This window comes from Allopontixanthobacter sediminis, assembly GCF_009828115.1.
Taxonomy (GTDB): domain Bacteria; phylum Pseudomonadota; class Alphaproteobacteria; order Sphingomonadales; family Sphingomonadaceae; genus Allopontixanthobacter; species Allopontixanthobacter sediminis.
In genome coordinates, this window is record NZ_WTYL01000001.1 from 590020 (window position 1) to 615086 (window position 25067).

The 25067-nt window shown below is 64.2% G+C and carries 24 protein-coding genes; 17 read left to right on the forward strand and 7 right to left on the reverse strand.

The genetic code is table 11. The features are described 5' to 3' along the window. Window positions 1-4 precede the first annotated feature (4 nt). Window positions 5-406, forward strand: a complete 402-nt coding sequence (locus GRI65_RS03065; protein ID WP_160755583.1) for a BlaI/MecI/CopY family transcriptional regulator — start codon at window positions 5-7, stop codon at window positions 404-406. Next, entirely contained in the window at window positions 403-1938 is a 1536-nt protein-coding gene (locus GRI65_RS03070) for a M56 family metallopeptidase (protein ID WP_160755039.1), read from the forward strand. The genes GRI65_RS03065 and GRI65_RS03070 overlap by 4 nt, the downstream gene beginning before the upstream one ends. Window positions 1939-1950: 12 nt before the next feature. On the opposite strand, the gene ypfJ is transcribed toward GRI65_RS03070, so the two are convergent. Further along, window positions 1951-2823, reverse strand: a complete 873-nt coding sequence (ypfJ, locus tag GRI65_RS03075) for a KPN_02809 family neutral zinc metallopeptidase (RefSeq protein ID WP_160755040.1) — start codon at window positions 2821-2823, stop codon at window positions 1951-1953. A gap of 137 nt (window positions 2824-2960) precedes the next feature. Between ypfJ and GRI65_RS03080 the strand changes: the two genes are divergently transcribed. The 5 genes from GRI65_RS03080 (at window position 2961) to GRI65_RS03100 (ending at window position 8670) form a co-directional block, all read left to right on the forward strand. Continuing rightward, entirely contained in the window at window positions 2961-3716 is a 756-nt protein-coding gene (locus GRI65_RS03080; protein ID WP_160755041.1) for a 3-hydroxybutyrate dehydrogenase, read from the forward strand. 57 nt (window positions 3717-3773) lie between these two features. After that, the gene (locus GRI65_RS03085; RefSeq protein ID WP_160755042.1) at window positions 3774-5291 is read left to right on the forward strand and encodes a M28 family peptidase; all 1518 of its coding nucleotides are present in this window, start codon (window positions 3774-3776) and stop codon (window positions 5289-5291) included. A 149-nt stretch (window positions 5292-5440) separates the two neighbouring features. Continuing rightward, on the forward strand, window positions 5441-6898 hold the full coding sequence (gene guaB, locus GRI65_RS03090; RefSeq protein WP_160755043.1) for an IMP dehydrogenase: 1458 nt from the start codon (window positions 5441-5443) through the stop codon (window positions 6896-6898). Beyond that, window positions 6899-8095, forward strand: a complete 1197-nt coding sequence (locus tag GRI65_RS03095) for an RsmB/NOP family class I SAM-dependent RNA methyltransferase (protein WP_160755044.1) — start codon at window positions 6899-6901, stop codon at window positions 8093-8095. A 71-nt stretch (window positions 8096-8166) separates the two neighbouring features. After that, complete coding sequence (locus GRI65_RS03100) at window positions 8167-8670, forward strand: tetratricopeptide repeat protein (protein ID WP_160755045.1); 504 nt, start codon at window positions 8167-8169, stop codon at window positions 8668-8670. A 4-nt stretch (window positions 8671-8674) separates the two neighbouring features. Here the strand turns inward: GRI65_RS03100 and GRI65_RS03105 are convergent, their stop codons facing one another. Then, window positions 8675-9163: an RNA pyrophosphohydrolase gene (locus GRI65_RS03105; protein ID WP_332872585.1), complete on the reverse strand. Its 489-nt coding sequence runs from the start codon at window positions 9161-9163 to the stop codon at window positions 8675-8677. After that, the gene (locus GRI65_RS03110) at window positions 9164-10126 is read right to left on the reverse strand and encodes an alpha/beta hydrolase (RefSeq protein ID WP_160755046.1); all 963 of its coding nucleotides are present in this window, start codon (window positions 10124-10126) and stop codon (window positions 9164-9166) included. 173 nt (window positions 10127-10299) lie between these two features. Here GRI65_RS03110 and GRI65_RS03115 point away from each other — a divergent pair, with 173 nt between their 5' ends. From GRI65_RS03115 to GRI65_RS03130, 4 genes are all read left to right on the forward strand, one after another. After that, on the forward strand, window positions 10300-12252 hold the full coding sequence (locus GRI65_RS03115; protein ID WP_160755047.1) for a 2-oxoacid:acceptor oxidoreductase subunit alpha: 1953 nt from the start codon (window positions 10300-10302) through the stop codon (window positions 12250-12252). Next, the gene (locus GRI65_RS03120; protein ID WP_160755048.1) at window positions 12249-13298 is read left to right on the forward strand and encodes a 2-oxoacid:ferredoxin oxidoreductase subunit beta; all 1050 of its coding nucleotides are present in this window, start codon (window positions 12249-12251) and stop codon (window positions 13296-13298) included. Before GRI65_RS03115 ends, GRI65_RS03120 begins: the two co-directional genes overlap by 4 nt. A 129-nt stretch (window positions 13299-13427) precedes the next feature. Further along, window positions 13428-14027 carry an EF-hand domain-containing protein gene (locus GRI65_RS03125; protein ID WP_160755049.1) on the forward strand — a complete coding sequence of 200 codons (600 nt, stop codon included), beginning with the start codon at window positions 13428-13430 and terminating at the stop codon, window positions 14025-14027. A 97-nt stretch (window positions 14028-14124) separates the two neighbouring features. Continuing rightward, window positions 14125-15039 (forward strand): metal-dependent hydrolase, encoded by a 915-nt coding sequence (locus tag GRI65_RS03130; RefSeq protein WP_160755050.1) that lies wholly within the window; start codon window positions 14125-14127, stop codon window positions 15037-15039. Between the two features lie 75 nt (window positions 15040-15114). On the opposite strand, the gene GRI65_RS03135 is transcribed toward GRI65_RS03130, so the two are convergent. Then, window positions 15115-15819 (reverse strand): phosphatase PAP2 family protein, encoded by a 705-nt coding sequence (locus tag GRI65_RS03135; protein ID WP_160755051.1) that lies wholly within the window; start codon window positions 15817-15819, stop codon window positions 15115-15117. A 47-nt stretch (window positions 15820-15866) separates the two neighbouring features. Between GRI65_RS03135 and GRI65_RS03140 the strand changes: the two genes are divergently transcribed. The 3 genes from GRI65_RS03140 (at window position 15867) to GRI65_RS03150 (ending at window position 19801) form a co-directional block, all read left to right on the forward strand. Then, entirely contained in the window at window positions 15867-17258 is a 1392-nt protein-coding gene (locus GRI65_RS03140) for a cryptochrome/photolyase family protein (protein ID WP_160755052.1), read from the forward strand. 70 nt (window positions 17259-17328) lie between these two features. After that, window positions 17329-18567, forward strand: coding sequence for an SAM-dependent methyltransferase (locus GRI65_RS03145; protein ID WP_160755053.1), 1239 nt, complete (start codon window positions 17329-17331; stop codon window positions 18565-18567). Between the two features lie 25 nt (window positions 18568-18592). Then, the gene (locus tag GRI65_RS03150) at window positions 18593-19801 is read left to right on the forward strand and encodes a serine hydrolase domain-containing protein (RefSeq protein ID WP_160755054.1); all 1209 of its coding nucleotides are present in this window, start codon (window positions 18593-18595) and stop codon (window positions 19799-19801) included. Between the two features lie 3 nt (window positions 19802-19804). Here GRI65_RS03150 and GRI65_RS03155 read toward each other — a convergent pair whose 3' ends face one another. The 3 genes from GRI65_RS03155 to purF all read right to left on the reverse strand — a co-directional run bounded on the left by GRI65_RS03155 (window position 19805) and on the right by purF (window position 22471). Next, entirely contained in the window at window positions 19805-20158 is a 354-nt protein-coding gene (locus GRI65_RS03155) for a PilZ domain-containing protein (protein ID WP_160755055.1), read from the reverse strand. A gap of 112 nt (window positions 20159-20270) precedes the next feature. Then, on the reverse strand, window positions 20271-21005 hold the full coding sequence (locus tag GRI65_RS03160; protein WP_160755056.1) for an SDR family NAD(P)-dependent oxidoreductase: 735 nt from the start codon (window positions 21003-21005) through the stop codon (window positions 20271-20273). Continuing rightward, entirely contained in the window at window positions 21005-22471 is a 1467-nt protein-coding gene (purF, locus tag GRI65_RS03165; RefSeq protein WP_160755057.1) for an amidophosphoribosyltransferase, read from the reverse strand. Before purF ends, GRI65_RS03160 begins: the two co-directional genes overlap by 1 nt. Before the next feature lie 268 nt (window positions 22472-22739). Here purF and GRI65_RS03170 point away from each other — a divergent pair, with 268 nt between their 5' ends. Genes GRI65_RS03170 through GRI65_RS03180 form a run of 3 tightly spaced genes read left to right on the forward strand, consistent with a single transcriptional unit; the run spans window position 22740 to window position 24990 of the window. After that, window positions 22740-23981 carry a lipoprotein-releasing ABC transporter permease subunit gene (locus tag GRI65_RS03170; RefSeq protein WP_160755058.1) on the forward strand — a complete coding sequence of 414 codons (1242 nt, stop codon included), beginning with the start codon at window positions 22740-22742 and terminating at the stop codon, window positions 23979-23981. Next, window positions 23974-24660 (forward strand): ABC transporter ATP-binding protein, encoded by a 687-nt coding sequence (locus GRI65_RS03175; protein ID WP_160755059.1) that lies wholly within the window; start codon window positions 23974-23976, stop codon window positions 24658-24660. Before GRI65_RS03170 ends, GRI65_RS03175 begins: the two co-directional genes overlap by 8 nt. 48 nt (window positions 24661-24708) lie before the next feature. Then, window positions 24709-24990: a hypothetical protein gene (locus tag GRI65_RS03180; RefSeq protein ID WP_160755060.1), complete on the forward strand. Its 282-nt coding sequence runs from the start codon at window positions 24709-24711 to the stop codon at window positions 24988-24990. The last annotated feature ends 77 nt before the right edge of the window (window positions 24991-25067 follow it).

Genomic DNA, 25067 nt, shown 5'->3' on the forward strand with positions numbered 1-25067 from the left:
GAACATGCCGGTTGCGAGTGATGAAACAAGGGACAGCGGTCCGGACCGGATATCCGAGGCTGAATATGCGGTGATGGAACCCTTGTGGGAACGCAGCCCGCTGACAGCGCTCGAAATCTGCGAGGTAGTGTGTTCCCGCCGGGACTGGAGCCTCGCAACGGTCAAGACTTTGTTGTCGCGCCTGGTGGCCAAGAGCGCCGTCGCGACCGAGCCTGACGGGCGCCGTTTCCTGTATACTCCGCTGCTGGAAAAGGACGAATATACCGGCTCCGAGTCGCTCCGGTTGGTGGACCGGCTGTTTGGCGGACGCGCGGCACCGCTGTTCGCGCAATTGGCCGAAGCCGAGGCGCTGACCGACGACGATCTGGCCGAGATGGAAGCCTTGCTGAAGGAACTCCGCAAATGACCCAGTGGATTTTCGATACGCTCGTGTGGACCGGATTGCTGATCGCGCTGGTCCTCCTGCTTCGCCGCCCGGTGGGGCGCTATTTCGGGGCGAAAGCTGCCTATGCCCTGTGGGCGCTGCCCTTGCTGCGCTTGCTGATGCCGCCGCTGGTCCTGCCTGCATGGCTAGCTACCGAAGTGGCCCCGCCGGAAGCAACCGCGGCGGAGATGGCCGGATATGCACCCGATCTTGCGGGGATCGCAGCCGCGCAGGCGGCAAGCCCTCCGCTCGATCCGGCGGCTACCGCGCTGCCGATTGCCGCTATCCTGTTGACGGTATGGCTGACCGGGGCGGCGATCTTCCTCGCGTTGCGGTTTTCGGGTTATTTCAAGATGCGCCGCAGCTTGCTGGAGCAAGGCCGACCGGTCGGGGAGGCCGGCGCGGTGCGGTTGATCGAGACGCCGCAGGCGACCGCGCCGCTAGCGTTCGGGGTGCTTGACAAGGTTGTCGCCCTGCCGACCGGTTTCATGGCGCTGTACGACCGTGAACAGCGGGATTTCGCCTTGGCGCACGAGTTGGCGCACCATTCCGGCCGGGACCTGCTCGCCAACATGGCGGTGCAGCCGCTGTTCGCGCTGCATTGGTTCAACCCGCTCGGCTGGCTGGGCTGGCGTGCCTTGCGGCGGGACCAGGAAGCGGCGTGCGATGCGCGCGTGATCGCCAGCCGGAGCGCGCGCGACAAGGCCGCCTACGCCCAGACTATCGCCGGTTTCGCCGCCGGACCCCACCTGGCGCTCGCTGCGCCGATGGCCTGCCCGGTGCTGGGCGAAAAAAGTATCATCCACCGTTTGAGGAGCATTTCCATGTCCGATATTTCGCCTCGCCGCCGCCTTGCCGGACGCGCGTTGATCGGTGCCGGCCTGCTGGCACTGCCGCTGACCGCGTCGATCTCCTACGCCGAAACCCGCAGCGGAAGTGACACGCAGGCGGAGCAGCCCCCGCTGCCGCCCGCTCCGCCCGAACCGCTGGCTCCGCCCGCACCTCCCAGTGCTCCTGGCGCACCGGAAGCTCCGACGCCGCCCGCTCCACCCGAACCGCCGAGCGTGGACAGCGAGACGGACAGCGAAACCCGGGTGGTGGTCATCGAACGCAGCACTGACGAAGACGGGAACCGCAAGGTCGTCACCCGGCGCAAGGAAATGCACTTCGAGTCGGACGGCCGGACGATGTCACCCGAGGAACGCGCGGAGCTCCGCCGCGAATTGAAGGCGGCGATGGCGGAAGTCGACAGCGCGATGGCCGAAGCCGCCCGCGAACACCGGATCGCCATGGTCGAGCTTCGCAATGCCCAAGGCGAAATGACCAAGCTCAAAGTCGACTGCGAGGACGGTGCCGAAGCCGGGCCCGTGTGCAAGTCGGAGGTTTATGCCCACGCACTTGCCGGCATCGAACAGGCGCGCCGGGAAATCGCCTCGAGCAATGCCCTGAACGGCCAGATGCTCGCCGAAGTCCTCGCGGCGCTTGATGCGAAGATCGCGCAGTTGAAGCAGTAAGCCCCGCCTGCCCTAGCCGTTGAAACTGGCAAAGGTGTCGCACTGGGCCACCTCACCCGTTTGGAGGCCGCGCTTCAGCCACTCCATCCGCTGGGCGCTGGTGCCGTGGGTGAAGCTTTCCGGGCTGACCCGCTGGCCTGAACTGCGCTGCAAGGCATCGTCGCCGATGGCGGAGGCGGCGGTCATGCCTTCTTCCATGTCACCGGGTTCGATCAGGTTGCGGTTGCGGCCCGCCCACACCCCGGCGTAGCAATCGGCCTGCAGTTCCATCCGCACCTGCAATTCGTTCGCCCGCCGGGGGCTCTGTGACTGCGCGCTGCGGATCTGGTCGGCCATCCCGGTCAGGTTCTGGATGTGATGACCGTATTCGTGCGCCATCACGTAATAGCGCGCGAAATCGCCGCCCGCGCCGAGCCGCCGCTCCATCGTGTCGTAAAAGCTGGTGTCGATGTAGATGCCCTGGTCGGCGGGGCAATAGAACGGCCCCATGGCGCTCGACGCCGCGCCGCAGCCCGAATTGGTGTTGCCACTGAACAGCGTCAGGAGAGGCTGCTGGAACGGGATATTCGACTGGCTGAACAGCGGCTGCCACGTTTCGTTGAGCGATCCGAGAGCGTTGCACGCCTCAAGCGCGTAGGGTCCGCTCTCGCAAACCTCGGTGCCTTGAACCCCAGCCGTCTGCTGGGTCGGCTCGCCGCCTTGCATCTCGCCGATCGCACCGATGGTCTGCATCGGGTCCGCGCCGAACGCGAAGTAGGCGACCGCCGCGATCACGATCGTGCCGCAGCCGATCTTGCCCCCGCCGCCGCCGGGAAAACCGCCTCCGCCGCCGGAGCCCCCGCCGCGGACCCGAATGCTCCCTGGATTGAACCGGTTTAGTTTCATTGCGTCGTCCCTTGCGGCTGAGGGGTTGGAAATAAGGTCAATATCGGCAGCCTTAGCGTTATTACTGGACAGGGGGAACATGCCCCGCGAAAACAGCTTTCCCAACCATTCCTAAGCCAACATCTTGAGGGTATTTCATGTTCCTTTCCGGTAAACGCGCACTTGTCACAGGTTCAACGTCCGGCATCGGCCTGGCCATGGCGCGAGCGCTTGCGGCGGAAGGGGCGAAGGTTGTCCTCAACGGATTTGGCGACGCGGCCGAGATAGACGGATTGTGCGAGGAACTGGGCGCGGTCCATGTCGGCGCGGACCTGACCACCGCGGCGGGCTGCGAGGAACTGATGCAGGGCGCGGGGCCGGTCGATATCCTGATCAACAACGCCGGGATGCAGCATGTCGCGCCGGTGGAGGAGTTCCCCGTGGGCAAGTGGGACGCGATCATCGCGCTTAACCTGACCGCGGCGTTCCACACTGTCCGGCTGGCCGTGCCGCATATGAAGGAGAGCGGCTGGGGCCGGATCATCAACACCGCCAGCGCCCATTCCAAGACCGCGTCCCCGTTCAAGAGCGCTTACAACGCGGCCAAGCACGGGCTGGACGGGTTCACCAAGACGATCGCGCTGGAACTGGCGCAGACCGGCGTGACCGCCAATTGCATCAGCCCGGGCTATGTCTGGACCCCGCTGATCGAAGGGCAGATCCCCGATACTATGAAGGCGCGCGGCCTGACCCGCGACCAGGTTATCAACGACGTGCTGCTGGCTAAGCAGCCCACCAAGAAATTCGTCCAGCCCGACGAAGTCGGCGCGCTGGCGACGTTCCTGTGCCGGCCCGAGATGGGCAATGTGACCGGCGCGAATTGGTCTATTGATGGCGGCTGGACAGCGGAGTAATCGGTGCAGATACGCAGCTGGCGATATTCCAGCCGGGATCATGGGTAAGGGGCAATTTTGACAATCGGGGGCGTCTGGTTTCGGGGCAGGGTACTGCTGGCAGCGGGCGCGGTCCTCGCGCTGGCGGCTTGTGCGACCATGCCGCCGCCCGGGGCGTCAGGGCCATCGAACAAATTGTCCGATATCGAAGCCGACCTGGCCGCGCATATCGGGGTCCTCGCCAGCGATGATTTCGAAGGTCGCGCGCCCGGTACGGCGGGCGAGACCAAGACGCTCAAATATCTGGTCGACACGTGGCAGGCTGCCGGACTGGAAGGGGGAACCAACAATCCCGCCAATCCGTGGCTCGCCCGGGTAGAGGTGGCGGGCAGCGTCCCGGCGGAAAGCAGCGTCCAATTCTACCGCGGCGGGCGCGCGATTGCCCTGCCGGACGGTTCGGTCGTCGCCTATTCCTCCGGTCGGCGCGTCCTGCTGGACAAGGCTCCGCTGCTGTTCGTGGGCAAACAATACCGCGAACTCGACCGCGCCGAACTGACCGGGCGGGTGGCGGTGATGCTGCAGGATCATCCCGACCATAGCGAACAGCGCGAAGCCCTGCTCGACCGCGGTGCCAGCGCGGTGCTGGCGATCCTGCCGCGCGACGGTGATCTTTCCGGGATTGCCGCGCAACGGCACGCGGGTTCCTACCGGCTGGCGGATGACAGTGATGGCAGCCTGCTGGACGGTTACCTGACCCCCACCGCAGCCGGGGCGCTGGTTGGCAAGGATCGGTTCGAACGGCTGCGGGACGGCAGCGACATTCCGGGGTTCAAGCCGGTCCCCCTGCCGGTTAGCGTTTCGATCGAAGCGACCGCGACCCCCAGTGAGGTCGCGACGCATAATCTGATCGGCCGCCTGCCGGGCACTCGCCCTGAACTCGGCGCGGTGCTGCTGGCAGCGCATTGGGACCATTTCGGCACCTGCGCCGCAGCCCCGATGGAAGACCTCATTTGCAACGGCGCGGTTGACAACGCCAGCGGCGTAGCGGTGCTGACCGAACTCGCCCGCCGCCTCGCCGCCGGACCGCCGCTGGAACGTGACGTGTATTTCCTCGCCACTACGGCGGAGGAATGGGGCTTGCTCGGGGCGCGTGCGTTTGCCGACGATCCACCGATCCCGCTGGAGACGATCGTGGCCGCGTTCAACATCGATTCCATCGCCATCGCGCCGCGCGGTGCACCGGTGGTGGTGGTCGGCGCGGGACTGACGCCGCTGGACGGGCCGATCCGGCAGATCATCGCCGGGCAAGGGCGGAAACTGGGTGACGGCGCGTTGGCCGCCAATTTCTTGCGCCGCCAGGATGGCTGGGTACTGCTGCAGCGCGACGTGCCGACCGTGATGGTTTCCAGCGCCTTCGCCGACCGCGCACGGCTGGAACCGTACACGGCGGACCGCTATCACCTGCCGTCCGACCAGATCGAGGGGATCGAACTCGGCGGCGCAGCGCAGGACCTGCTGCTGCACCTCGATCTGGTGCGTTTCTTTGCGGACAGCGATAGCTACGCGCCTCCGGTAAAGCTGCCGGACGGGAACTGAGACCCGGTCGAGGGCCGGGGTAATGGCGGATAATTCGCTGCATTGCGGCACAGCCCCCTAGCGATTGTAACGAACTGCGGTTACATGGGCCGCCACAGATTACCCCCGGCGCCGTAAACGGCACCCCGTTCCAAGCGAAAGTGGCACACATGGAAATCCCTCTCGGCCTTACTTACGATGACGTCCTGCTACGTCCGGCTGAAAGCGATATCGTGCCGAGCATGGCCGACACCAGCACGTGGCTGACCCGCGAAATCCGGCTCAACATCCCGGTTATCTCCGCTGCGATGGACACCGTCACCGAAGCGGACATGGCGATCGTGATGGCGCAGCTTGGCGGACTCGGTGTGCTCCACCGCAATCTCGATATCGCCGAACAATGCGCTGCGGTGCGCGCGGTCAAGCGGTTCGAAAGCGGCATGGTGGTCAATCCGATCACCATCGCCCCCGATGCGACGCTGGGCGACGCGCAGGCGTTGATGATCCAGCACCGGATCAGCGGCATTCCCGTGGCGGACCGTGACGGGAAGCTGGTGGGTATCCTCACCAACCGGGACGTGCGCTTTGCGGAGAATCCGCTGCAGCCGGTGCGCGAGTTGATGACCACCGAAAACCTCGCCACCGTCGGCCTCGGCGTCGGGCAGGAAGAAGCGCGCCGCCTGCTGCACCAGCGGCGGATCGAAAAGCTTATCGTGGTGGACGAGAATTTCCACTGCATCGGCCTGATCACGGTCAAGGACATCGAAAAAGCGGTCAATTACCCGAACGCCACCAAGGACGGCACGGGCCGCCTGCGGGTGGCTGCGGCGACGACGGTCGGCGACAAGGGGTTCGAGCGGACCGAGGCGCTGATCGACGCGGAAGTGGACGTCGTCATCATCGACACCGCGCACGGCCATAACAAGGACGTCGCGCGGGCAGTGGAACGGGCCAAGAAACTCAGCAATTCGGTCCAGATCGTGGCCGGCAACGTCGCCACTGCCGAGGCGACTCGCGCGTTGATCGATGCGGGCGCGGATGCGGTGAAGGTCGGGATCGGTCCCGGTTCGATCTGCACCACCCGGATCGTGGCGGGCGTCGGCGTGCCGCAGCTGACCGCAGTGATGGAATGCGCCGAGGAAGCGGCGAAGTCCGGCGTGCCGATCATCGCCGATGGCGGGCTGCGCACTTCCGGCGATGCGGCCAAGGCGCTGGCGGCAGGCGCATCGACGGTGATGGTCGGATCGCTGCTCGCCGGGACCGAGGAAGCGCCGGGCGAGACGTTCCTCTACAAGGGCCGCAGCTACAAGAGTTACCGCGGCATGGGCAGTGTCGGCGCGATGGCGCGGGGCAGTGCGGACCGTTATTTCCAGCAGGACATCAAGGATTCGATGAAGCTGGTGCCCGAGGGCATCGAAGGCCAGGTACCCTACAAGGGGCCGGCCAAGGACATCGTCCACCAGCTGGTTGGCGGGGTGAAGGCGGCAATGGGCTACACCGGCTCCGCCACCATCGAACATTTGCGGGAAAACGCGAAATTCGTCCGTATCACCAACGCCGGTTTGCAGGAAAGTCACGTCCACGACGTGGCGATTACCCGCGAAGCGCCGAACTATCCGACTCGCTAGGTGATTCCGGGCGCAAGGGTTCAGGCAGCGATCGAACTGCTGGATGCGATCATCGACGCCGCGCGCAGCAACGGCGCGCCCGCGGACCGATTGATTGCCGATTATTTCCGTGCTCGCCGTTATGCCGGCAGCAAGGACCGGCGTGCGGTGCGCGAACTGGTCTATTCCGCGATCCGCGCCTGCGGGCCGGTGCCGGAAAATGGCCGCGCGGCGATGCTGCGCCTGGCGCAAATCGACCCCGCGATCCTGCCGCTGTTCGACGGCGAAGGCCACGGCCCTGCGCCGATCGAGCCCGGTGAGACGGCAGCCGAAGGCGGAATTGCGCCCGAATGGCTGACCGAACGGCTCGGCAAGTCGGACATCTGGGGCGAGGAAGCCGAGGCACTGCTCGGCCGCGCGCCGCTCGATCTGAGGGTTAACACCCTGAAGGCGGACCGGGCCACTCTGGAACTGCCGATTGCCGGTGAACATCTGGCCGCGCCGCAGGGCCTGCGGCTGGAAGCCGGTACTCCGGTCGAGCAATGGGACGCCTACCGCGAAGGGCTGGTCGAAATCCAGGACCACGGCAGCCAATGGGCCTGCCAGGCCTTGAACGCGAAACCGGGGGAGACGGTGATCGATCTTTGCGCCGGGGCTGGCGGCAAGACGCTTGCGTTGGCGGCGGCGATGGAAAACCAGGGCAAGCTGCTCGCGACCGACACCGACCGCGGGCGCCTGTCCCGCCTGCGCCCGCGTGCCGAAGGGGCGGGGGCCGGGATCATCGAGAGCCTGCTGCTCAACCCCGGCAAGGAACTCGACATGATCCGCGGATGGCCCGTGATGGCGGAAGATGGCGGCGTGGACGCGGTGCTGGTTGATGCGCCGTGTTCGGGCACCGGCACCTGGCGCCGCAATCCCGAAGCGCGCTGGCGGCTGGATGACCGGCAGCTCGCACGCTATGCCAATGTGCAGTCCTATCTGCTTGAACTGTCTGCAAAACTGGTCAAGCCGGGCGGGCGGATCGTCTATATCACCTGCTCGCTGCTGGACGAGGAGGGGCGGGGACGGGTGCAATCCTTCATGGCGACGCACCCGGGCTGGGCAGCTGGCGAACTGGACCTGCCGCTCGGCCGCATCCGCAGCCAGGGAACCCGGCTGACACCGTTCCACGACGGAACGGACGGATTTTTCATCGCGAGTCTATCTTCGCCGTGTTAGCGTGACGATCCATGGCCGATTCTTGTCGTCATTCACGATCCGGCCCGAAGGCCTCACCAACGGAGCTAATCATGCGCTTTGCACCCGCCGCCGCCGCCCTGTCCCTGCTGGCAGCCGTGACCGCGAGTGTTGGTTTCAGTGCAGAGCCCAAACCCGATCCGCGCGCGGTGATGCTGGTGGCCGAAGGGCGCTCCGCCCTGACCGCGGGTGAACCGCAGAAGGCGCTCGATGCGTTCGAAGCCGCGCTGGCGGTCGATCCGGCCTATACCGATGTGTATCTGGAGATGGCAGCCGCCGCCCGCAGCGAAGGGCTCCAGGGCAAGGCGATCCGCTATTACCGCGAGGCATTGAAGCGCGAACCGGCCAATTTCGACGCGATTTCCGGCGAGGGCGAGGCGCTGGTCGAAAAGGGCGCGGTGGAAAAGGCTCGGCTCAACCTCGCGAAGCTCCAATCGTTGTGCGGTTCCGGTTGCCCGTCTACGCAGGACCTTGCGATGGCGATCCAGCGCGGCCCTGAGCCCCGCGTGCTGACCGCCGAAGCGGTCTTGCCCGACGCCAAGGTAACCCAGAACTAGGCGGTCAGATCAGGTCCCGAAAAGCTTCGAGAACAGTGCGGTAGACGCGTTTCTTGAACGGAATTATCATACCCGGCAAGTCTTCCGGATCGACCCATTTCCAGTCACAGAACTCAGGCGGATCATGCGCCTCAAGATCGATGTCCGCATCGCTGCCGGTGAAGCGCAGCAAGTACCAGCTTTGCACCTGGCCGCGGTATTTCCCGCCCCATAGCTTGCCCATCAAGTCCTCGGGCAGGTCATAAGCGATATCGTCCGCCATCTTCTTGATCAGCGTGGCACATGTGCGGGTCACGCCGGTTTCCTCGTGCAATTCGCGCCACAGCGCCGGTTCGAGATCCTCGCCCTTGTCGACACCGCCCTGCGGCATCTGCCACCAGTCGCCTTCCTTGGTGTCGATCCGGCGGCCGACGAAGACTTTCCCGTCCGCGTTGACCAGCATCACCCCGACGCAGGGACGGTAAGCCGTGGGTTGTTCGGTGTCGGTGTTCACTCAGGTCGCTCCGCCGGAATTCGTGTTCAGCATCAGTTTCATCGCGGCAAAGACTCGTTCCAGATCGGTCTGCGCGCTGGGAATCGCCAGTCTTAAATTGGTGAAGCTGTGGGTTAAACCTTTCATTTCCAGAAACACCATTTCTACGCCCGCTGTTGCCAAAGCGCCGCCATACGCGCGCCCGGAATCGCGGATCGGGTCGAGCCCGGCGGTGACCAGCACGGTCGGCGGACTGGCAGCGATGTCGCCCAGGATCGGTGTCGCGCGCGGATCGCTCCGGTCGGCGGCATAGGCGACGTCGAAAAATTCCACCGCCGCTTTCGTGAGGATGAAACCCTCCGCGAACACGTCGAGGCTGGCACAATCGGCGATATCGGTCGCAAGCGGGAACAGCGGCACTTGCAGCACCACCGGCACCGCTGCGGCATTTTCCGCCAGGGCCTGCGCGGTGACGATGCTGGCGTTGCCACCGGCGCTGTCGCCCATCAGGACCAGACCGGTGGCGGGCCGCGCCAGTTCGGGCGGAGACGATGCCGCCCACCGTGCCGCAGCTTCGCAATCGTCGACCGCGGCGGGGAAGGGGTGCTCCGGCGCGCGCCGGTAATCCACCGCCACCACCGGCAGGTCCATCTGTGCCGCGATTTCCGTACACAGATTGTGATGGCTTTCCAGATCGCCGATCACATAGCCGCCGCCGTGATAGAACACGATCACCGGCCCCGCCTGCCGCGTTTCCCGTGCATCATACAGCCGCACCGGGATCTCGCCGCCGGGCCCCGGACAGGCCAGGTCCCGGATAACCGCCAGTTCGCGCGGCGGCCGGTCGCCCATCGCGTGCAGCGCCAGATATCCGCCGCGGGCTTCTTCCAGCGACAATTCGCTGATCGGTTTGGAGCCGATCGAGGCGAGCGCCGCCACGAACGCCTTCACATCAGGTCGGATATACTGTTCTTCGTCGGTCATTTCGGCGCACTCTCCCGGGTTACTCAGCGCGTGGTCCTAGCGCGGATGGCGCGTATTTCCTGCGAGTTTTTTGTCCGTGTGGGAGAAAAACTTCATTGCGGGTGGCGGCAAGGGTGCATAGGTGCCAACCATGACATACAAGCGCCCGGCGCGGCGCACGATAAGGAATTACCATGGCTACGTTAGCCGCTGAAACCCCGAACAACGCCGCAGCCGCGGCGCCCGATGCCGTCGTCGTTCGCTTTGCGGGTGACAGCGGTGACGGGATGCAGCTGACCGGCGGGCAGTTCACCCTGTCCACCGCGCTGGCAGGCAACGACCTGGCAACATTCCCCGATTTTCCGGCGGAAATCCGCGCACCGCAGGGCACCCTGTTCGGTGTGTCAGCGTTCCAGATCAACTTCGGCAGCCGCGAAATCAACACCGCGGGTGACGCGCCGGACGTTCTGGTGGCGATGAACCCCGCCGCGCTGAAGGTGAACCTGCCCTCGCTGAAACCCGGCGGGTTGGTCATCATCGACACCGGCGAGTTTACCAAGCGCAATCTCGACAAGGCGAAATACGACGTCAGCCCGCTGGACGATGGCAGCCTGGCGAAATGGGATGTGCTGGCGTTCGACATTTCCGCCCTGACCATCGAAGCGGTCAAGCCGTTCGGGCTGGGCAACAAGGATGCGCTGCGGTCCAAGAACATGTGGACTCTCGGCCTCGCGCTGTGGATGTTCGACCGTCCGCGCGGGCCGATCGAGGATTGGCTGAAAGCCAAGTTCAAGACCAAGCCCGACATCGCCAACGCCAACATCGCCGCGCTCAACGCCGGTCATGCCTACGGTGAGACGGCGGAATTGTCCGGCCCTCTGAAACAGCTGCACATGCCGCCGATCCATACCGCTCCGGGCCTGTATCGGACGATTACCGGTGCGGAGGCGATTTCGCTCGGGCTGGTCGCAGGCGCGCAGTTGGCCGGCTTGAAGATGTTCTTCGGCGGTTATCCGATCACCCCGGCCTCCGCGATCCTGCACCATCTGGCGCGGCTGAAGGAATTCGGCGTCACCACCTTCCAGGCGGAAGACGAGATCGCCGCGATCTGCGCCGCGATTGGCGCGAGCTATGCCGGGCAGCTGGGGATCACCAGTTCCTCCGGCCCCGGTATCGCGCTCAAGACCGAGGCGATGGGCCTCGCGATCATGACCGAATTGCCGCTGGTGATCGTCAACAGCCAGCGCGGCGGCCCGTCTACCGGCCTGCCGACCAAGACCGAACAAAGCGACCTGTATCAGGCTGTCTATGGCCGCAACGGCGATGCGCCGATGCCGGTGGTGTCCTGCAACAGCCCGGGCGACGCGTTCGAATGCGCGATCGAGGCGTGCCGGATTGCGGTCCAGTACATGACCCCGGTCATGCTGCTGACCGACGGGTATATCGCCAACGCCGCCGAACCGTGGATGGTGCCCGATCCGGACAGCTTCGCGCCGTTCCCGGCAAAGTTCCTGACCGAAAAGAATGCCCTCAATGCCGACGGCAGCGAGACGTTGCTGCCCTACAAGCGCGACGCGAAGGGCGCACGCCCGTGGATCAAGCCGGGTACGCCGGGACTGATGCACCGCATCGGCGGGATCGAGAAACAGGTCGACACCGGCCATATCGATTACGCGCCGGACAACCATCAGGCGATGACCGACGCCCGCGTGAACAAGGTGCTGGACATCGCTGTTCCCGATCAGGAAGTCGCGCTGGGCGGCACATCGGGCAAGTTGGTCGTGGTCGGCTGGGGCTCCACCTACGGCCCGATCCGCCGCGCGGTGGACAATTCGCGCCGCAAGGGGCTGGATGTCAGCCATATCCATGTGCGCCACATCTGGCCGCTGCCGAAGAACCTCGGCCCGTTGCTGCGCGGTTTCGAAAATGTGCTGGTGCCGGAAATGAACACCGGCCAGTTCAAGACCGTATTGCGTGATCAGTTCCTGGTGGACGCGACCCCGCTGACCAAGACGAGCGGCCAGCCGTTCGCGATTACCGAACTGGAAGCGGCGATCGGCAAGTACTTCGACAATATCGAAGGCAATGAAGGCGGGGATGTCGCGGTAAACGAGACGCAGCTCCCCAGTCCGGAGGCAGAAGTATGAACGAGATGACCAAGATTGAAACCACGCTGAAGGATTGGGAAACCGATCAGGAAGTCCGTTGGTGCCCCGGCTGCGGCGATTATGCGATCCTGAAAGCGGTGCAGCGCACGCTGCCGCAGCTCGGCTGCGATCCATCGAACACCGTGTTCATCAGCGGCATCGGCTGTTCCAGCCGGTTCCCCTATTACATGGAAACCTACGGCTTCCACACCATCCACGGCCGCGCGCCGGCGGTGGCGACGGGCGTGAAGCTGGCCAATCCGGACCTCGATATCTGGCTGGTGACGGGCGATGGTGACGGGCTTTCCATCGGCGGCAACCACATGATGCATGTGCTGCGGCGGAACGTGAACATGCAGATCATGCTGTTCAACAACGAGATTTACGGCCTGACCAAGGGACAGGCTTCGCCGACCAGCCGGGAAGGGACCAAGTCCCCGTCCACGCCGCTCGGGTCGTACGACCATCCGGCGCGGCCGTGCGCCTTTGCGCTCGGTGCCGGTGCGCGTTTTGTCGCCCGCGGCTTCGACGTGTCGAAGAACCTGCCTGACGTGCTGAAGGCAGCGCATGCTCACCAAGGTGCGGCGTTCATAGAGATTTTCCAGAACTGCATTGTCTACAACAAGGACGTGTTCGACGACTTCGCTGCGCCCAAGGGTGCGGGGGACCGGCAGTTGTGGCTCGAACAAGGCCAGCCGATGCTGTTCGGCGATCCCAAGACCGGCCTCGACAAGGGCATCGCGCTCGACACCGAAGCGCTGGCGCTGAAGGTCGTCGATGTGGTGGACGGTGATTGGCAATCGGCGGGTGTCCTGGTGCACGATGTCACCAACCGCGCGGTTGCGCATATGCTGGTCGAGATGCCGTTCGGCCCGTTCCCGATGGCGCTTGGCGTCCTTTATGACGACCCGCGGCCGACCTTCGAGGAAGGCGTGATCGAGGAACGTGGACGGTCGGTAGCGGGCAAGGACGTCAATTTGGCGCGGCTCCTCGCCAAGGGGCAGACCTGGACTGTCGAAGCGAGCGAAGGGCATCCGGTCGACTGATGGGCCGGGGTTCCCGCCGGAACATTTCCATCGCAGGTTTTTTGGCCTTATTTTGAACAATATCTGACTTCGTGCGTTGGGGCACTTTGGAGCGGGGCAGTCTCGCTCCCAAGGCACGGAGATATTTTCATGCGTAATTTCAAGACATTCGCCGCCGCGAGCGGTCTCGCAATCGCGCTTGCAGCCTGCGAGCAGGAGCCGACCGAAGTTGTCGCCCCGGAACCGATGGAAACGGAAATGGCCACAACTGCCGATGCGGATCCGATGGGCCGCGACTATACGCTGACCCCGGAAGCTCAGGAACGCCGAGCGTCCTTCAACGCGGACGAGTTCAACACCGAATATTCTGCATTGCGCGACGAAAACATGAATATGTCGGGCTCGTCCGGGGCTTCGGGTGGCGACCAGATGGCGAGCGGTTCCGATTCGGACGCGTCCGGTGCCATGGCGCCATCGGGATCGGGCGGTGACCTGCGCGATCGCAGCGCCATGACCTGGGAGTTCCTCGACCGTAATTCCGATGGCCAACTGTCGGTCGCCGAATACGCAATCTGGGCGATTCCGGTTGATCCCAACAATCCCAAACCGAACGACGAAACCAAGCCATATGTGACCGCCGAACAGGCGAACAAGGCGGCGGATTCGTTCTTTTATTACGATCAGGACGGCAACACTTACCTGTCCCAGTCCGAATTTTCGAGCGCGCGGAGCGGTGCGAACATCGGCTGACACGGCCTGATCCGGTAACTCGGAAGAAATGGGGCGGCGGGCTGAACCTGCCGCCCTTTTTCGTTGCAACACCCGCGCGCGCCGTCATGGTGCGGCGATGGACAATCTGACCCATTCGCTCGTCGGGGCGCTGCTCGGACAGGCGGGGCTGAAACGCAAGACCGGGCTGGCGATGCCCGCGCTGATTATCGGCGCGAATTTGCCCGATGTGGACGCGGCGTGCTTCTTCTGGCTCGACGGGGTGGAGCATCTCGGGTTCCGGCGCGGGATCACGCATGGTCCGCCTGCGCTCGTGCTGCTGCCGCTGATATTGGCGGGGCTGCTGTATGGCTTCGACCGCTGGCAGGCCAAACGCGGGAAGCGGCCCGAGGGACGCCTGCCGGTCAGCTTCAAATGGCTGTTCCTGCTGAGCTTTCTAGGCTGCCTGACGCATCCCGCGCTCGACTGGCTCAACGTCTACGGCATCCGCCTGCTGGAGCCGTTTTCGAGCCAGTGGTTCTATAGCGACACGCTGTTCATCATCGACGTGTGGCTTTGGGCGCTGATGGGCTTCGCCGTGTGGTTTTCGGTCCGGAAGGAGAAGCGGGGCGGGGAGTGGATGAAGCCTGCGCGGATCGCGATGGCGGTGGCGCTGGGGTATATTGGGGTGAACTGGGTAAACACACAAATGGTCGTTCTGCACGATCCATCGCTTGACGATCCGATTCTCAGCCCAAAGCCTTTTGTGTCTTGGGAGAGGGAGGCAATTCAGGATAATCGCGACGGATCATTTTCAATTGACGGCAAGGCAGTTGGTGATGCGGGGCTGTGGCGTAATTGTGATTGGGCGTCGTTGCGCCGGTCCAATAAGCAAATCGAAGCCTTCCTCTTCTGGTCGCGCGCGCCCTTTGCCGAACGGCAGCCGGACAATTCGGTGATCCTCCGCGATGCGCGCTATTACGATCAGCGGGCGCGGGACCGGTTCTCCGTCGCGCTGCCCGATGTGAGGTGCTTGCCGCTTACCCAAAAGTAATTCGTCATTGCGAGGAGCCGAAGGCGACGCGGCAATCCATGGATTGCTTCGCTGCGCTCGCAATGACGAGGAGGGTCACGTCTCCGCCGCGGCCTTCGCTGGCCGGTAAAACAGCGCCGAGGCGACGAACGCCCAGCCTGCACCGCCGAGCCAGCCTGCAACCGCGTCGCTGGGGAAATGCACGCCGAGCATCACCCGGCTCCACGCCACCATCGCCGAAATGATCATCGCCGCAGCAATAATTGTATACCGCACCGAATGCCGCCGGCTGATCGCGGCGAAGGCCAGCGCCATCGCAATATAGACCACCGCGGCGTTGAAGCTGTGTCCGCTGGGGAAACTCTCGCCGCCCGCTTCCATCAGATGCGGGACGATCTGGGGCCGCTCGCGCCCGACCAACCCCTTGACCGCGCTGTTGGCGATCCAGCCGCCCGCCACGGTCAGCGCGAACAGCACCGCCTCGCGCCGCAGATTGAGGAACAACAGCGCTGCCACTGCGCCGAGCGCAAACAGGTTGCGCAGGAACACGCCGCCCAGCGCCGTCGTGTCTCGGGTGAATTCCAGCACCCTGCCGGATCCGGCGTGCGCCGCCAGCAAGCCAAACTCGTCGAGGCTGCCCGTCCGGCCGGTCAGCACGGCCCATGCGATGATGGCGAACCCGGCCCAGCAGACGGCCCCCGCAGTGAGCGCCTTTGCCGGACTGATCCGCCAGCCATGCGCGGACCGATGGCTGGTTTCAGGGGGCCGGTGCAGCACGGAGGCGGAAGGTTGGTCGGTCATCACGGAACGGCTAGCATGGCCGCCCGTTCATCGCCAAAGGGGTTTGCATGGATACACCGCAAATTGTCTGGTTGCGCCGCGACCTTCGCCTTGCCGACCAGCCCGCACTTTATGCCGCGGCGCAAATGGGGCCGGTGGTGCCGGTGTTCGTGCTCGATGACGCGGCGGCGGGGGATCACGCCTATGGCGGGGCATCGCGCTGGTGGCTGCATCATTCGCTGGCCTCGTTCGCCGCCGATCTGGCGAAGCACCATTCGAAGATCGTGCTGCGGCGCGGGCATGCGGCGGAGCAATTGGCCGCGCTGTCGAAGGAACTCGGCGGCGCGCCAGTGCACGCCATTCGGCATTACGAGCCGTGGTGGCGTAAGGTGCAGGGCGCGCTGGCGAAGCAGGTCGACCTGCAACTGTACGATGGCAATTACCTGCTCCCGCCCGGCGCGGTCACCACCGGATCAGGCACGCCGTACAAGATCTACACCCCGTTTTCGAAAGCCGTGCTGGAACAGCTACCCCCGCGTGACGTCCTGCCGGTGCCCGACACTCTCTCCGCTCCGCCAAAATGGCCAGACAGCGACGATCTGGACGGTTGGAACTTGCTGCCAACCAAGCCCGATTGGGCGGGCGGCTTGGCCGACTTCTGGCACGTGGGCGAGGCGGCAGCGCATGATCGGCTGGAGGAATGGAAAGACCACGTTTCGGACTATGACGAGGCGCGCAACCTGCCGTCCAAGGATGGTTCCAGCCGCCTGTCCCCGCATCTCCACTGGGGCGAGATTTCGCCCGTACAGGTGTGGCACGCGCTCAAGGGCCGCCGGGGCCAAGGCTGGGCAACCTACGAAAAGGAACTGATCTGGCGCGATTATGCCCAGAACGTCATCTGCCAGTTCCCGAAATACGGGGTCGAGCCATACCGCGAGGGTTACGACGGGAATTTCTGGCGCAGTCCGGAACGCGGTCACCTGATCGCGGATGACCTGGAGGCGTGGCAGCGGGGCCGCACGGGTTATCCCATCGTCGATGCGGGGATGCGGCAATTGTGGCAAACCGGGTGGATGCACAACCGGGTGCGGATGATCACCGCCAGCTTCATGATCAAGCACCTGCTGATCGACTGGACCTATGGCGAGCGGTGGTTCTGGGATTGCCTGGTGGATGCCGATTACGGCAACAATTCGGTGAACTGGCAATGGACGTCCGGCACCGGAGTCGATTCGAACATGTTCGTGCGGATCATGGCGCCGCTCGGCCAGTCGGAGAAATTCAACGCCGCTGCCTATATCCGTGAATATGTGCCGGAACTGACGCATTTGAAGGACGCGGTGATCCACGATCCGGAGGAGCACGGCTGCCGCCCCGCGGACTATCCCGCCAAGATCATCGCGCACCGCGAAGCGCGGGAACGCGCGCTGTCGACATATCGTGCGATGAAAGGCGAATAACTCGCGGACTGTGCACGACAGTTCGGATCGACCCTTGCCCGCCAAAGACCACCGCGCCATAGGGCTTTGGATGGTGGGCAAGACGTTCGATAGGGGAGAGGCCCTGCTGGCCGGCGCGGCGCGGTTCGAGCGCCGGTCCGGCGTGATTGCGCGCCTGATCGCGCCGCAACTGCACAAGATCCTCGACCGGATCGACCGCGGCCTCGAATACGGTTCGATCCGCGGCACCCTGCCCGATGGATCCACGCGGCTGTTGGGCGGGCGCAAACCGGGGTTTGAAACCGAGATTCACCTGCACGACTGGCGGGGCCTGATGCGATTGGCGACGAACGGGTCGATCGGCTGGTACCAGGCGTGGGAAGCGGGCGAATGGACCAGCCCCGATCCGGTGCCGGTGTTCGCCCTGTTCAATATCAACGCGGCTTCGCTGGGCGATACCGGGCGCGCCAAGGGGCCGTTCCGGATGCTCGCGCGGTTCGGTCATTGGCTCAACCGCAATTCGCGGGTCGGGGCGCAGCGCAATATCCAGGCGCATTACGATCTCGGCAACGATTTCTATGCCCAGTGGCTCGACCCGGCGATGAATTATTCCTCGGCGATCTTCGCGGACGGGGACAGCCTGGAAGACGCCCAGCGCCGAAAATGGGCGCGGTTGGCCGAACGGCTGGGGAACCCGGACACCGTGCTCGAGGTCGGTTGCGGCTGGGGAGGGTTGGCCGATCACCTCGCAAAGCGCGGCGCGGCGGTCACCGCCATCAGCCTGTCGGACGAACAACTGGCGTGGGCGCGGCAGCGTCAGGCCCCCTCGATCGATTTCCGCAAGCAGGATTACCGCGACGTGGCGGGCCAGTTTGACGCGATCGTCAGCGTCGAAATGGTCGAAGCGGTCGGCCGCGAATACTGGCCCAGCTACTTCGATTGCATCGCGAAAAATCTGAAGCCCGGCGGGCGCGCGGCGATCCAGTACATCTCCATGGCGGACTGGATGTTCGAGGATTACGCCCGCAGTGCCGATTTCATCCAGGCCTATATCTTTCCCGGCGGCCTGCTGATCCGTACCAGCGAGTTCCAGCGGCTCGCCGCAGAGCGCGGACTGGTGTGGGAAGACCAGCAGGATTTCGGGCTGGACTATGCCGAAACGCTCAAGATCTGGCGGAAAAATTTTGACGCCGCCGTATCCGAAGGGCGACTGCCGGCTGGATTCGACGAGCGGTTTACCCGGCTGTGGCGGTATTACCTGATGTATTGCGAAGGCGGCTTTCGCGGCCGCGGCATTGACGTGCATCAGGTGACGCTGGTGAAGCCCTAGCCATTTCAAACGAGGAACCCAGACCATGAAAACGCCGATCATCGCTGCGCTTACCGCCGTCCTGCTGTCCGGTTGTGCCTCGACGTATGCTTCCGATGCTAGGGGACCGATCGCGAGTGCCCCGGCAGCGGCGGCGACTTCGGACGTCGAATTGACGATGCCCCCGGTTGCACGGACCCCGGAAGACCAGAACGTGCTGTTCTGGAACACCGAGCAGCGCAGCGAGCGGTTCCGTGACATGGAAAACTGGTTTGCCGGCTATGAAGTCCCCGCAGCCGCAAAAGTGCGTGAACTCCCCGCCGGCGAGCCATTGCCTGCAGCCCTCGAAGCGCGCATCGCCGCGCTTGTCAAGGAAACCGGTGCAGCCGGGGTGATGGTACTGGAAGGCGGGAAGGTGCGGCACGAAACCTACGGCCTCGGCTTCGACGACACCCAGCGCTGGACAAGCTTTTCCGTCGCCAAGAGCTTCACCTCGACGTTGCTGGGTGCCGCAATCCGTGACGGCGATATCGCCAGTCTGCAGGACAGCGTTTCGAAATACATCCCTGAAATGGCGGGGACCCCGTACCAGGATGTCACGGTCGAGCAGCTTGCGACGATGACATCCGGTATCCGCTGGAACGAGGATTACAGTGACCCGAAAAGCGATGTCGCGCGGATGAGCGAGTATATCGGCGCGCCCGGGCAGGACGCGATAGTCAACCAGCTCAAAACGCTACCGCGTGAGGCTCCGGCGGGCGAAAAGTGGGTCTACAAGACTGGCGAAACCAATTTGCTTGGCGTGCTGGTCGAACGCGCGACGGGGAAGAGCCTCGCCGCCTATGCCAAGGAAAAGATCGTCGATCCTGCCGGGTTCGAAGCGCCGATGTTCTGGATGGTCGAGCCATCGGGACGCAACATCGGCGGGTGCTGCCTGTCGCTCCGGCTGGCGGATTACGCGCGCATGGGCCAATTCGTGCTCGAAGGCGGGGGCGAAACGGTGCCCGATGGCTGGTTCGCGGAGGCGACTGCGCCGCAGGTGAAATTCGGGGATACCGGCTTCGGCTATGGCTACCAGTGGTGGACCTATCCGGCTGGAACCTACGGCGCTCAGGGAATTTTCGGGCAGGCGATCACCATCGTCCCGCAGCGCGAGCTGGTGGTGGCGGTCGTATCCAACTGGCCGACCGCCACAACCCGGGATTACCGCGCCAAATGGCAGGCGGTGATCGCGGAGATCGCCGCCGCCCGGTAGAATTCAGCAGGCGCCGCGGTAAACGGAGGTGCCCTGGTATTTCGACACGATGTTATCGTGCACGATCGGGTTCAGCAGTTCGGCGAAGGCGCAGCCGACCTGGCTGTTGTCCCACCAGATCACTTCGGCCTGGAGCGATTCGAGGCCAGGCAGGGTGAGCCAGCAGATCTGTCCCGGATGCATCCTGTTGATGGCCGATGCGGAGAAGCCGGAGATCGACAGATCGTTGACCACCGACTGGAACGCGCGCCCGCCCGATGCCCGGAGTTGGCCGGGTATCCTGAGCCTGGTGCGCGGCCCGCAGCGATCTTCCTGTGCGGCAACTTCGTAACGCTTGGTTATTTGTTCGAAGACCATTGGACGAGTTCCCTCAAATTCGGGGCAAGGGTAGCTGGCCAAAGGGCGGAATTGTCCATCAGCCAGGCCAGAGGGTGACCTATGCTGCTTACGGAACAGTTGCCGAAACTGGTTACGAAGTTTTTACTACTTGCATCCGGTGCCCGGTCGGGAAGTCCTGCGACAGCAGCTCGACCAGTTGATCTCCAACGATTTCAGCGGGCTTGACGGTCTTTGGATCTTCGCCGGGATAGGCCTTGGCCCGCATCGCGGTGCGCGTTGCGCCGGGATCGACGATGGCGACTTTCACCCCGCCGATCTTCTCCACTTCCTGGCCGTAGCTGTCGAGCAGCGATTCGAACGCCGCCTTGGTCGCGCCGTAAGCCGCCCAATAGGCGCGCGGCTGCGAACCCACGCTGCTGGTCATCCCGATCACCCGGCCCTGGCCGCTTCGCTTGAGCAAGGGGTCGAATGCAGCCAATAGCGCCTGTGTTGCCAGCAGGTTAGTGGTGATCGCGGTGTTGAACTGTTTGGGTTCGATCTGCGTAACGGGTGTCAGGGTCGGCAGATAGGCCGCGGAAATGACGAGGATGTCGAGCTTGTCCCACCGGCTCGTGATGGCCGAGGCAAGCCGTGCGATCGAATCGCCTTCGGTCAGGTCGAGCGGGGCGATGGTCGATTGGCCGCCAGCGGCGTGGATCGCGTCCTCGACCCCTTCCAGAGCGCGGACATCGCGGCCGGTCAGCACCACATGCGCGCCTGCCTGTGCCAGCGCGATCGCGCAGGCCGCGCCAATTCCTCGGCTGGAGCCGGTGACAAGTGCGACGCGGCCCTCCAGCGGGCGGTTATCCGGCAAATTTTCAGGCATCAGGCGACCTTGTCGAAGGAAAGCTGGGCGTCCCTGGTCTCACGCTGGGCGAGGTCGGTCAGGGAGGTAGGGTAATCGCCGGTGAAGCAGGCGTCGCAGAATTGCGGGCATTTGTCGTCCCGCTGCTTGGCGCCAACGGCACGGTACAGCCCGTCGATCGAGACAAAGGCCAGGCTGTCGGCTTTGATGAATTCGCGCATCGGTTCGATTTCCATCCGCGCAGCCAGCAGCTTCGAGCGTTCCGGCGTATCGACCCCGTAGAAGCAGCTGTGCGCGGTAGGCGGGCTGGCGACGCGGAAATGGACTTCCTTGGCGCCCGCTTCGCGCATCATCTCGACGATCTTGAGACTGGTGGTGCCGCGGACGATCGAATCGTCGATCAGCACGATCCGCTTGCCCTGGACCAGTGCGCGGTTGGCGTTGTGCTTGCGCTTGACGCTGGAATTGCGCGCGCCATCGGAGGGCTGGATGAACGTCCGCCCGACATAGTGGCTGCGGATGATACCGAGTTCGAACGGTACGCCCGATTGCTGCGCGTAACCGATGGCGGCAGGGACGCCGCTGTCGGGCACCGGAATGACCAGGTCGACATCGGCGGGGCTTTCGATCGCCAGCTGTTCGCCGATCGCCTTGCGGACGGAATAGACCGACTGGCCGCCGAAGATCGAATCGGGGCGGCTGAAATAGACGTGTTCGAAGATGCACGGGCGGGGCGAATGGTTGCCGAACGGGCGCAGCGACTTGACCTTGCCCTCGAAATCCACCCGCACCAGTTCGCCGGCTTCGACTTCGCGGATGAATTCCGCGCCGATGGTGTCGAACGCCACGGTTTCGCTGGCGAAGATGATGCTGTCCCCCAGCTTGCCCATCACCAGCGGGCGGATACCCAGCGGATCGCGGCAGCCGATCATCCCTTCCGGCGTCATCACGATCAGGGAATAGGCGCCCTCAACCATCCGCAGCGCATCGACCAGCCGGTCGATCATCGTCGGATAGCGGCTGGTGGCGACGAGATGGATGATTACTTCGGTGTCGGACGTGGATTGGAAGATCGCGCCGCGGCTGACCAGTTCGCCGCGCAGCGTGCCGGCGTTGGAAATGTTGCCGTTATGCGCCACCGCGAACCCGCCCGAAGCCAGGTCTGCATACAGCGGCTGGACATTGCGCAGGCCCGCTCCGCCGGTGGTTGAGTAACGGACATGGCCCGCCGCCATGAAACCGGGCAGTTCCGCGATCGCTTCGCTCGACGAGAAATTTTCCGCGACGTGGCCGGTGCCGCGCCGGGTGTAGAATTCCTGCCCGTCGTAACTGGTGATCCCGGCCGCTTCCTGGCCGCGGTGCTGCAGGGCGTGGAGGCCCAGCGCGGTGATCGCGGTCGCGTCGGCGGCGTTGATAACGCCGAACACCCCGCATTCTTCGCGAAGCTTGTCACCATATTCATCGTGGAACGGGTCGGTAAAGTTCATGATTCGGGTCGCAAGTAGCGCCTCCGGTATAGGGCCGGGACATTGTCCCGTGCATGGTGCGCTCAATGGCGATGTTGCAGTCAGATTACAACCCGCAGCAAACATGAAGAAACCTTATTTCGGGCTCCCTGATGCCAATCGGATACCGAGAGGATACAGGTATGAGGCAGGGATTTCATTGCAGCGAAAGGAAAGCCTGCCTAAACGGCTGGCAGAATAACCGTCCCCTCGGGCCAACCCGCCCGGCAATCCAGTGAAGCAAACGCCCTTGATCCTGACACCTTTTGAATGGACCATCGCCAAGCGGTACATGATGCCGGGGCGCGGAGAGACCTTTATCGCGCTCGTCGCCGGCATCAGCCTGGCCGCGGTGATGCTGGGTGTGGCCGCGCTGATCATCGTGATGAGCGTAATGAACGGGTTCCGCGCCGAATTGTTCGACAAGATCGTGGGTCTCAACGGGCACGCGATCGTCCAGGCGTATGGCGGGCGGATCGATAATTGGGAAGAAGTGCTGCAGGAAGTGCGCGAGACCCCCGGGGTCGTCAGCGCATCGCCCCTGATCGAGGCGCCGACGTTCCTGACCTTCAACGGGCGCAGTGCCGGGGTCCAGGTGCGCGGGAATACCCAGCAGGATATCGCCGAACTCGCGCCCAATGTCCTGATCGGCAACCTTTCGCGGATTACGCCTGAAAGCGGACGGGTCGCCATCGGCGTCCGTCTGGCGGAAAACCTCGGCGCGCGGGTGGGCGATGTGATCACCATCTTCAATGTCCAGGGCCGCCCGACACCGTTCGGGACCGTCCCGCGCCAGGTCGGGTACGAGGTCGCGGCGATTTTCGAGGTCGGGGTCTTCGATTACGACGAGGCGTTCGTGATCATGCCGATCAAGGACGCGCAGACGCTGATGCTGACCGGCGATACCATCGGGATGATCGAGGTTACCACGACCGACCCGGACAAGGTGGGTGAGATCCTCGCGCCCGTGAAGGCGAGCCTGGAGGGGCAGGCGCAGGTTTCGGACTGGAAAACCATCAACGCGTCGCTGTTCGAAGCGCTGGCGGTCGAACGGGTGGCGATGTTCGTCGTCCTGTCGATCATCGTGCTGGTCGCGGTGTTCAACATTCTCAGTTCGCTGATCATGCTGGTGCGCGCCAAGACGCGGGACATTGCGATCCTGCGGACAATGGGCGCTACCCGCCGGAGCCTGATGAAGATATTCGTCACCACCGGCTTCGTGGTGGGCGCGCTGGGCACGGTTGCCGGGATCGCGCTCGGCTTCACCTTCCTGTTCTTCCGCCAATCCATCGTGCAGGGCATCCAGTTCGTGACCGGCATCGAATTGTGGGACCCCTCGATCCGGTTCCTGTCGGAACTGCCCTCGCGGACCGATCCGTGGGAGGTGCTGACGATCAGCGTGCTCGCGCTGGTGCTCAGCTTCCTCGCGACGCTGTACCCCGCGTTGAAGGCGGCGAGTACCGACCCCGTACAGGTGCTGCGTTATGAATGATCCCGTCAACCGGCCGGTGGTGAAACTGACCCGCCTGACCCGTTCGTTCGAACAGGGGGGCGAACGGATCGACGTGCTGCGCGGTGTCGACCTGGAGATCCAGCCGGGCGAGATCGTGGCGCTGCTCGGCCCGTCCGGTTCGGGCAAATCGACCATGCTGCAGGCGGTCGGCCTGCTCGAAGGCGGGTTTGGCGGCAAGATCGAGCTGAGCGGGATCGACGCGACGACGCTGTCCTCCAACGGGCGTACCACCTTGCGGCGTGACCATCTCGGCTTCGTCTATCAGTTCCATCACCTGCTGCCCGATTTCAACGCGCTCGAGAATGTCGTGTTGCCGCAGATGGTCGCTGGCAAGACTCGCGAAGAAGCGGATATCCGGGCCGCCGAACTGCTTGATGCACTTGGTCTCGGCGCGCGCAAGACCCACCGGCCAAGCCAGCTTTCTGGCGGCGAGCAGCAGCGCGTCGCGGTGGCGCGGGCTCTGGCCAACCGGCCCAACCTGGTGCTGGCAGACGAGCCGACCGGCAACCTCGACGAGAAAACCGCCGACCGTGTGCTCGCCGAGTTTCTCGCTTTGGTGCGGGGCGAGGGCAGTTCTGCCTTGGTAGCAACGCATAACGAGCGTCTCGCCGCGAAAATGGACCGCGTCTTCCGCCTGCACGAAGGTTTGCTCGAATAATCGGACCCAAAATTGCGGCGGTGCGTTGGCATGGGAAAGGAGATTTCCATGACCGACCACCCCAGCACCTACCACGCCGACCCGGAAAACGTTGGCCGGATCGACTGGGACGACCGCGCCAGCCTCCACCGCAAGGACGATGGCCACGGCGTGCTGGATAGCGCCAAGGGCCTCCGCCGCGGCACCCTGGCCGAACTGGTCCGCCATGTGCAATTGCTGCCGGAAGAAGAGCGCCAGAAATACGTCATCCAGAAAGCGGGCGACCACCGCCTCGGCACGGCGGAGATCGAGGCATTGGCCGCGCGGGAGGATTTCCCGCCGCCCGAATGACCAGCGCAACTATCCCTTGACCGCGCTGTCGGCGAGGCCAAATGTCGGGTCTTTAGCCCGCTTCAGGAACCGACCGC

Excerpts from the sequence above, each read along its gene's own strand:
- GRI65_RS03065 (WP_160755583.1), top strand. The coding sequence starts at position 5 with ATGCCGGTTGCGAGTGATGAAACAAGGGACAGCGGTCCGGACCGGATA.
- GRI65_RS03070 (WP_160755039.1), top strand. The coding sequence starts at position 403 with ATGACCCAGTGGATTTTCGATACGCTCGTGTGGACCGGATTGCTGATC.
- ypfJ (WP_160755040.1), bottom strand. The coding sequence starts at position 2,823 with ATGAAACTAAACCGGTTCAATCCAGGGAGCATTCGGGTCCGCGGCGGG.
- GRI65_RS03080 (WP_160755041.1), top strand. The coding sequence starts at position 2,961 with ATGTTCCTTTCCGGTAAACGCGCACTTGTCACAGGTTCAACGTCCGGC.
- guaB (WP_160755043.1), top strand. The coding sequence starts at position 5,441 with ATGGAAATCCCTCTCGGCCTTACTTACGATGACGTCCTGCTACGTCCG.
- GRI65_RS03100 (WP_160755045.1), top strand. The coding sequence starts at position 8,167 with ATGCGCTTTGCACCCGCCGCCGCCGCCCTGTCCCTGCTGGCAGCCGTG.
- GRI65_RS03110 (WP_160755046.1), bottom strand. The coding sequence starts at position 10,126 with ATGACCGACGAAGAACAGTATATCCGACCTGATGTGAAGGCGTTCGTG.
- GRI65_RS03115 (WP_160755047.1), top strand. The coding sequence starts at position 10,300 with ATGGCTACGTTAGCCGCTGAAACCCCGAACAACGCCGCAGCCGCGGCG.
- GRI65_RS03120 (WP_160755048.1), top strand. The coding sequence starts at position 12,249 with ATGAACGAGATGACCAAGATTGAAACCACGCTGAAGGATTGGGAAACC.
- GRI65_RS03125 (WP_160755049.1), top strand. The coding sequence starts at position 13,428 with ATGCGTAATTTCAAGACATTCGCCGCCGCGAGCGGTCTCGCAATCGCG.
- GRI65_RS03130 (WP_160755050.1), top strand. The coding sequence starts at position 14,125 with ATGGACAATCTGACCCATTCGCTCGTCGGGGCGCTGCTCGGACAGGCG.
- GRI65_RS03135 (WP_160755051.1), bottom strand. The coding sequence starts at position 15,819 with ATGACCGACCAACCTTCCGCCTCCGTGCTGCACCGGCCCCCTGAAACC.
- GRI65_RS03140 (WP_160755052.1), top strand. The coding sequence starts at position 15,867 with ATGGATACACCGCAAATTGTCTGGTTGCGCCGCGACCTTCGCCTTGCC.
- GRI65_RS03145 (WP_160755053.1), top strand. The coding sequence starts at position 17,329 with ATGGTGGGCAAGACGTTCGATAGGGGAGAGGCCCTGCTGGCCGGCGCG.
- GRI65_RS03150 (WP_160755054.1), top strand. The coding sequence starts at position 18,593 with ATGAAAACGCCGATCATCGCTGCGCTTACCGCCGTCCTGCTGTCCGGT.
- GRI65_RS03155 (WP_160755055.1), bottom strand. The coding sequence starts at position 20,158 with ATGGTCTTCGAACAAATAACCAAGCGTTACGAAGTTGCCGCACAGGAA.
- GRI65_RS03160 (WP_160755056.1), bottom strand. The coding sequence starts at position 21,005 with ATGCCTGAAAATTTGCCGGATAACCGCCCGCTGGAGGGCCGCGTCGCA.
- purF (WP_160755057.1), bottom strand. The coding sequence starts at position 22,471 with ATGAACTTTACCGACCCGTTCCACGATGAATATGGTGACAAGCTTCGC.
- GRI65_RS03175 (WP_160755059.1), top strand. The coding sequence starts at position 23,974 with ATGAATGATCCCGTCAACCGGCCGGTGGTGAAACTGACCCGCCTGACC.
- GRI65_RS03180 (WP_160755060.1), top strand. The coding sequence starts at position 24,709 with ATGACCGACCACCCCAGCACCTACCACGCCGACCCGGAAAACGTTGGC.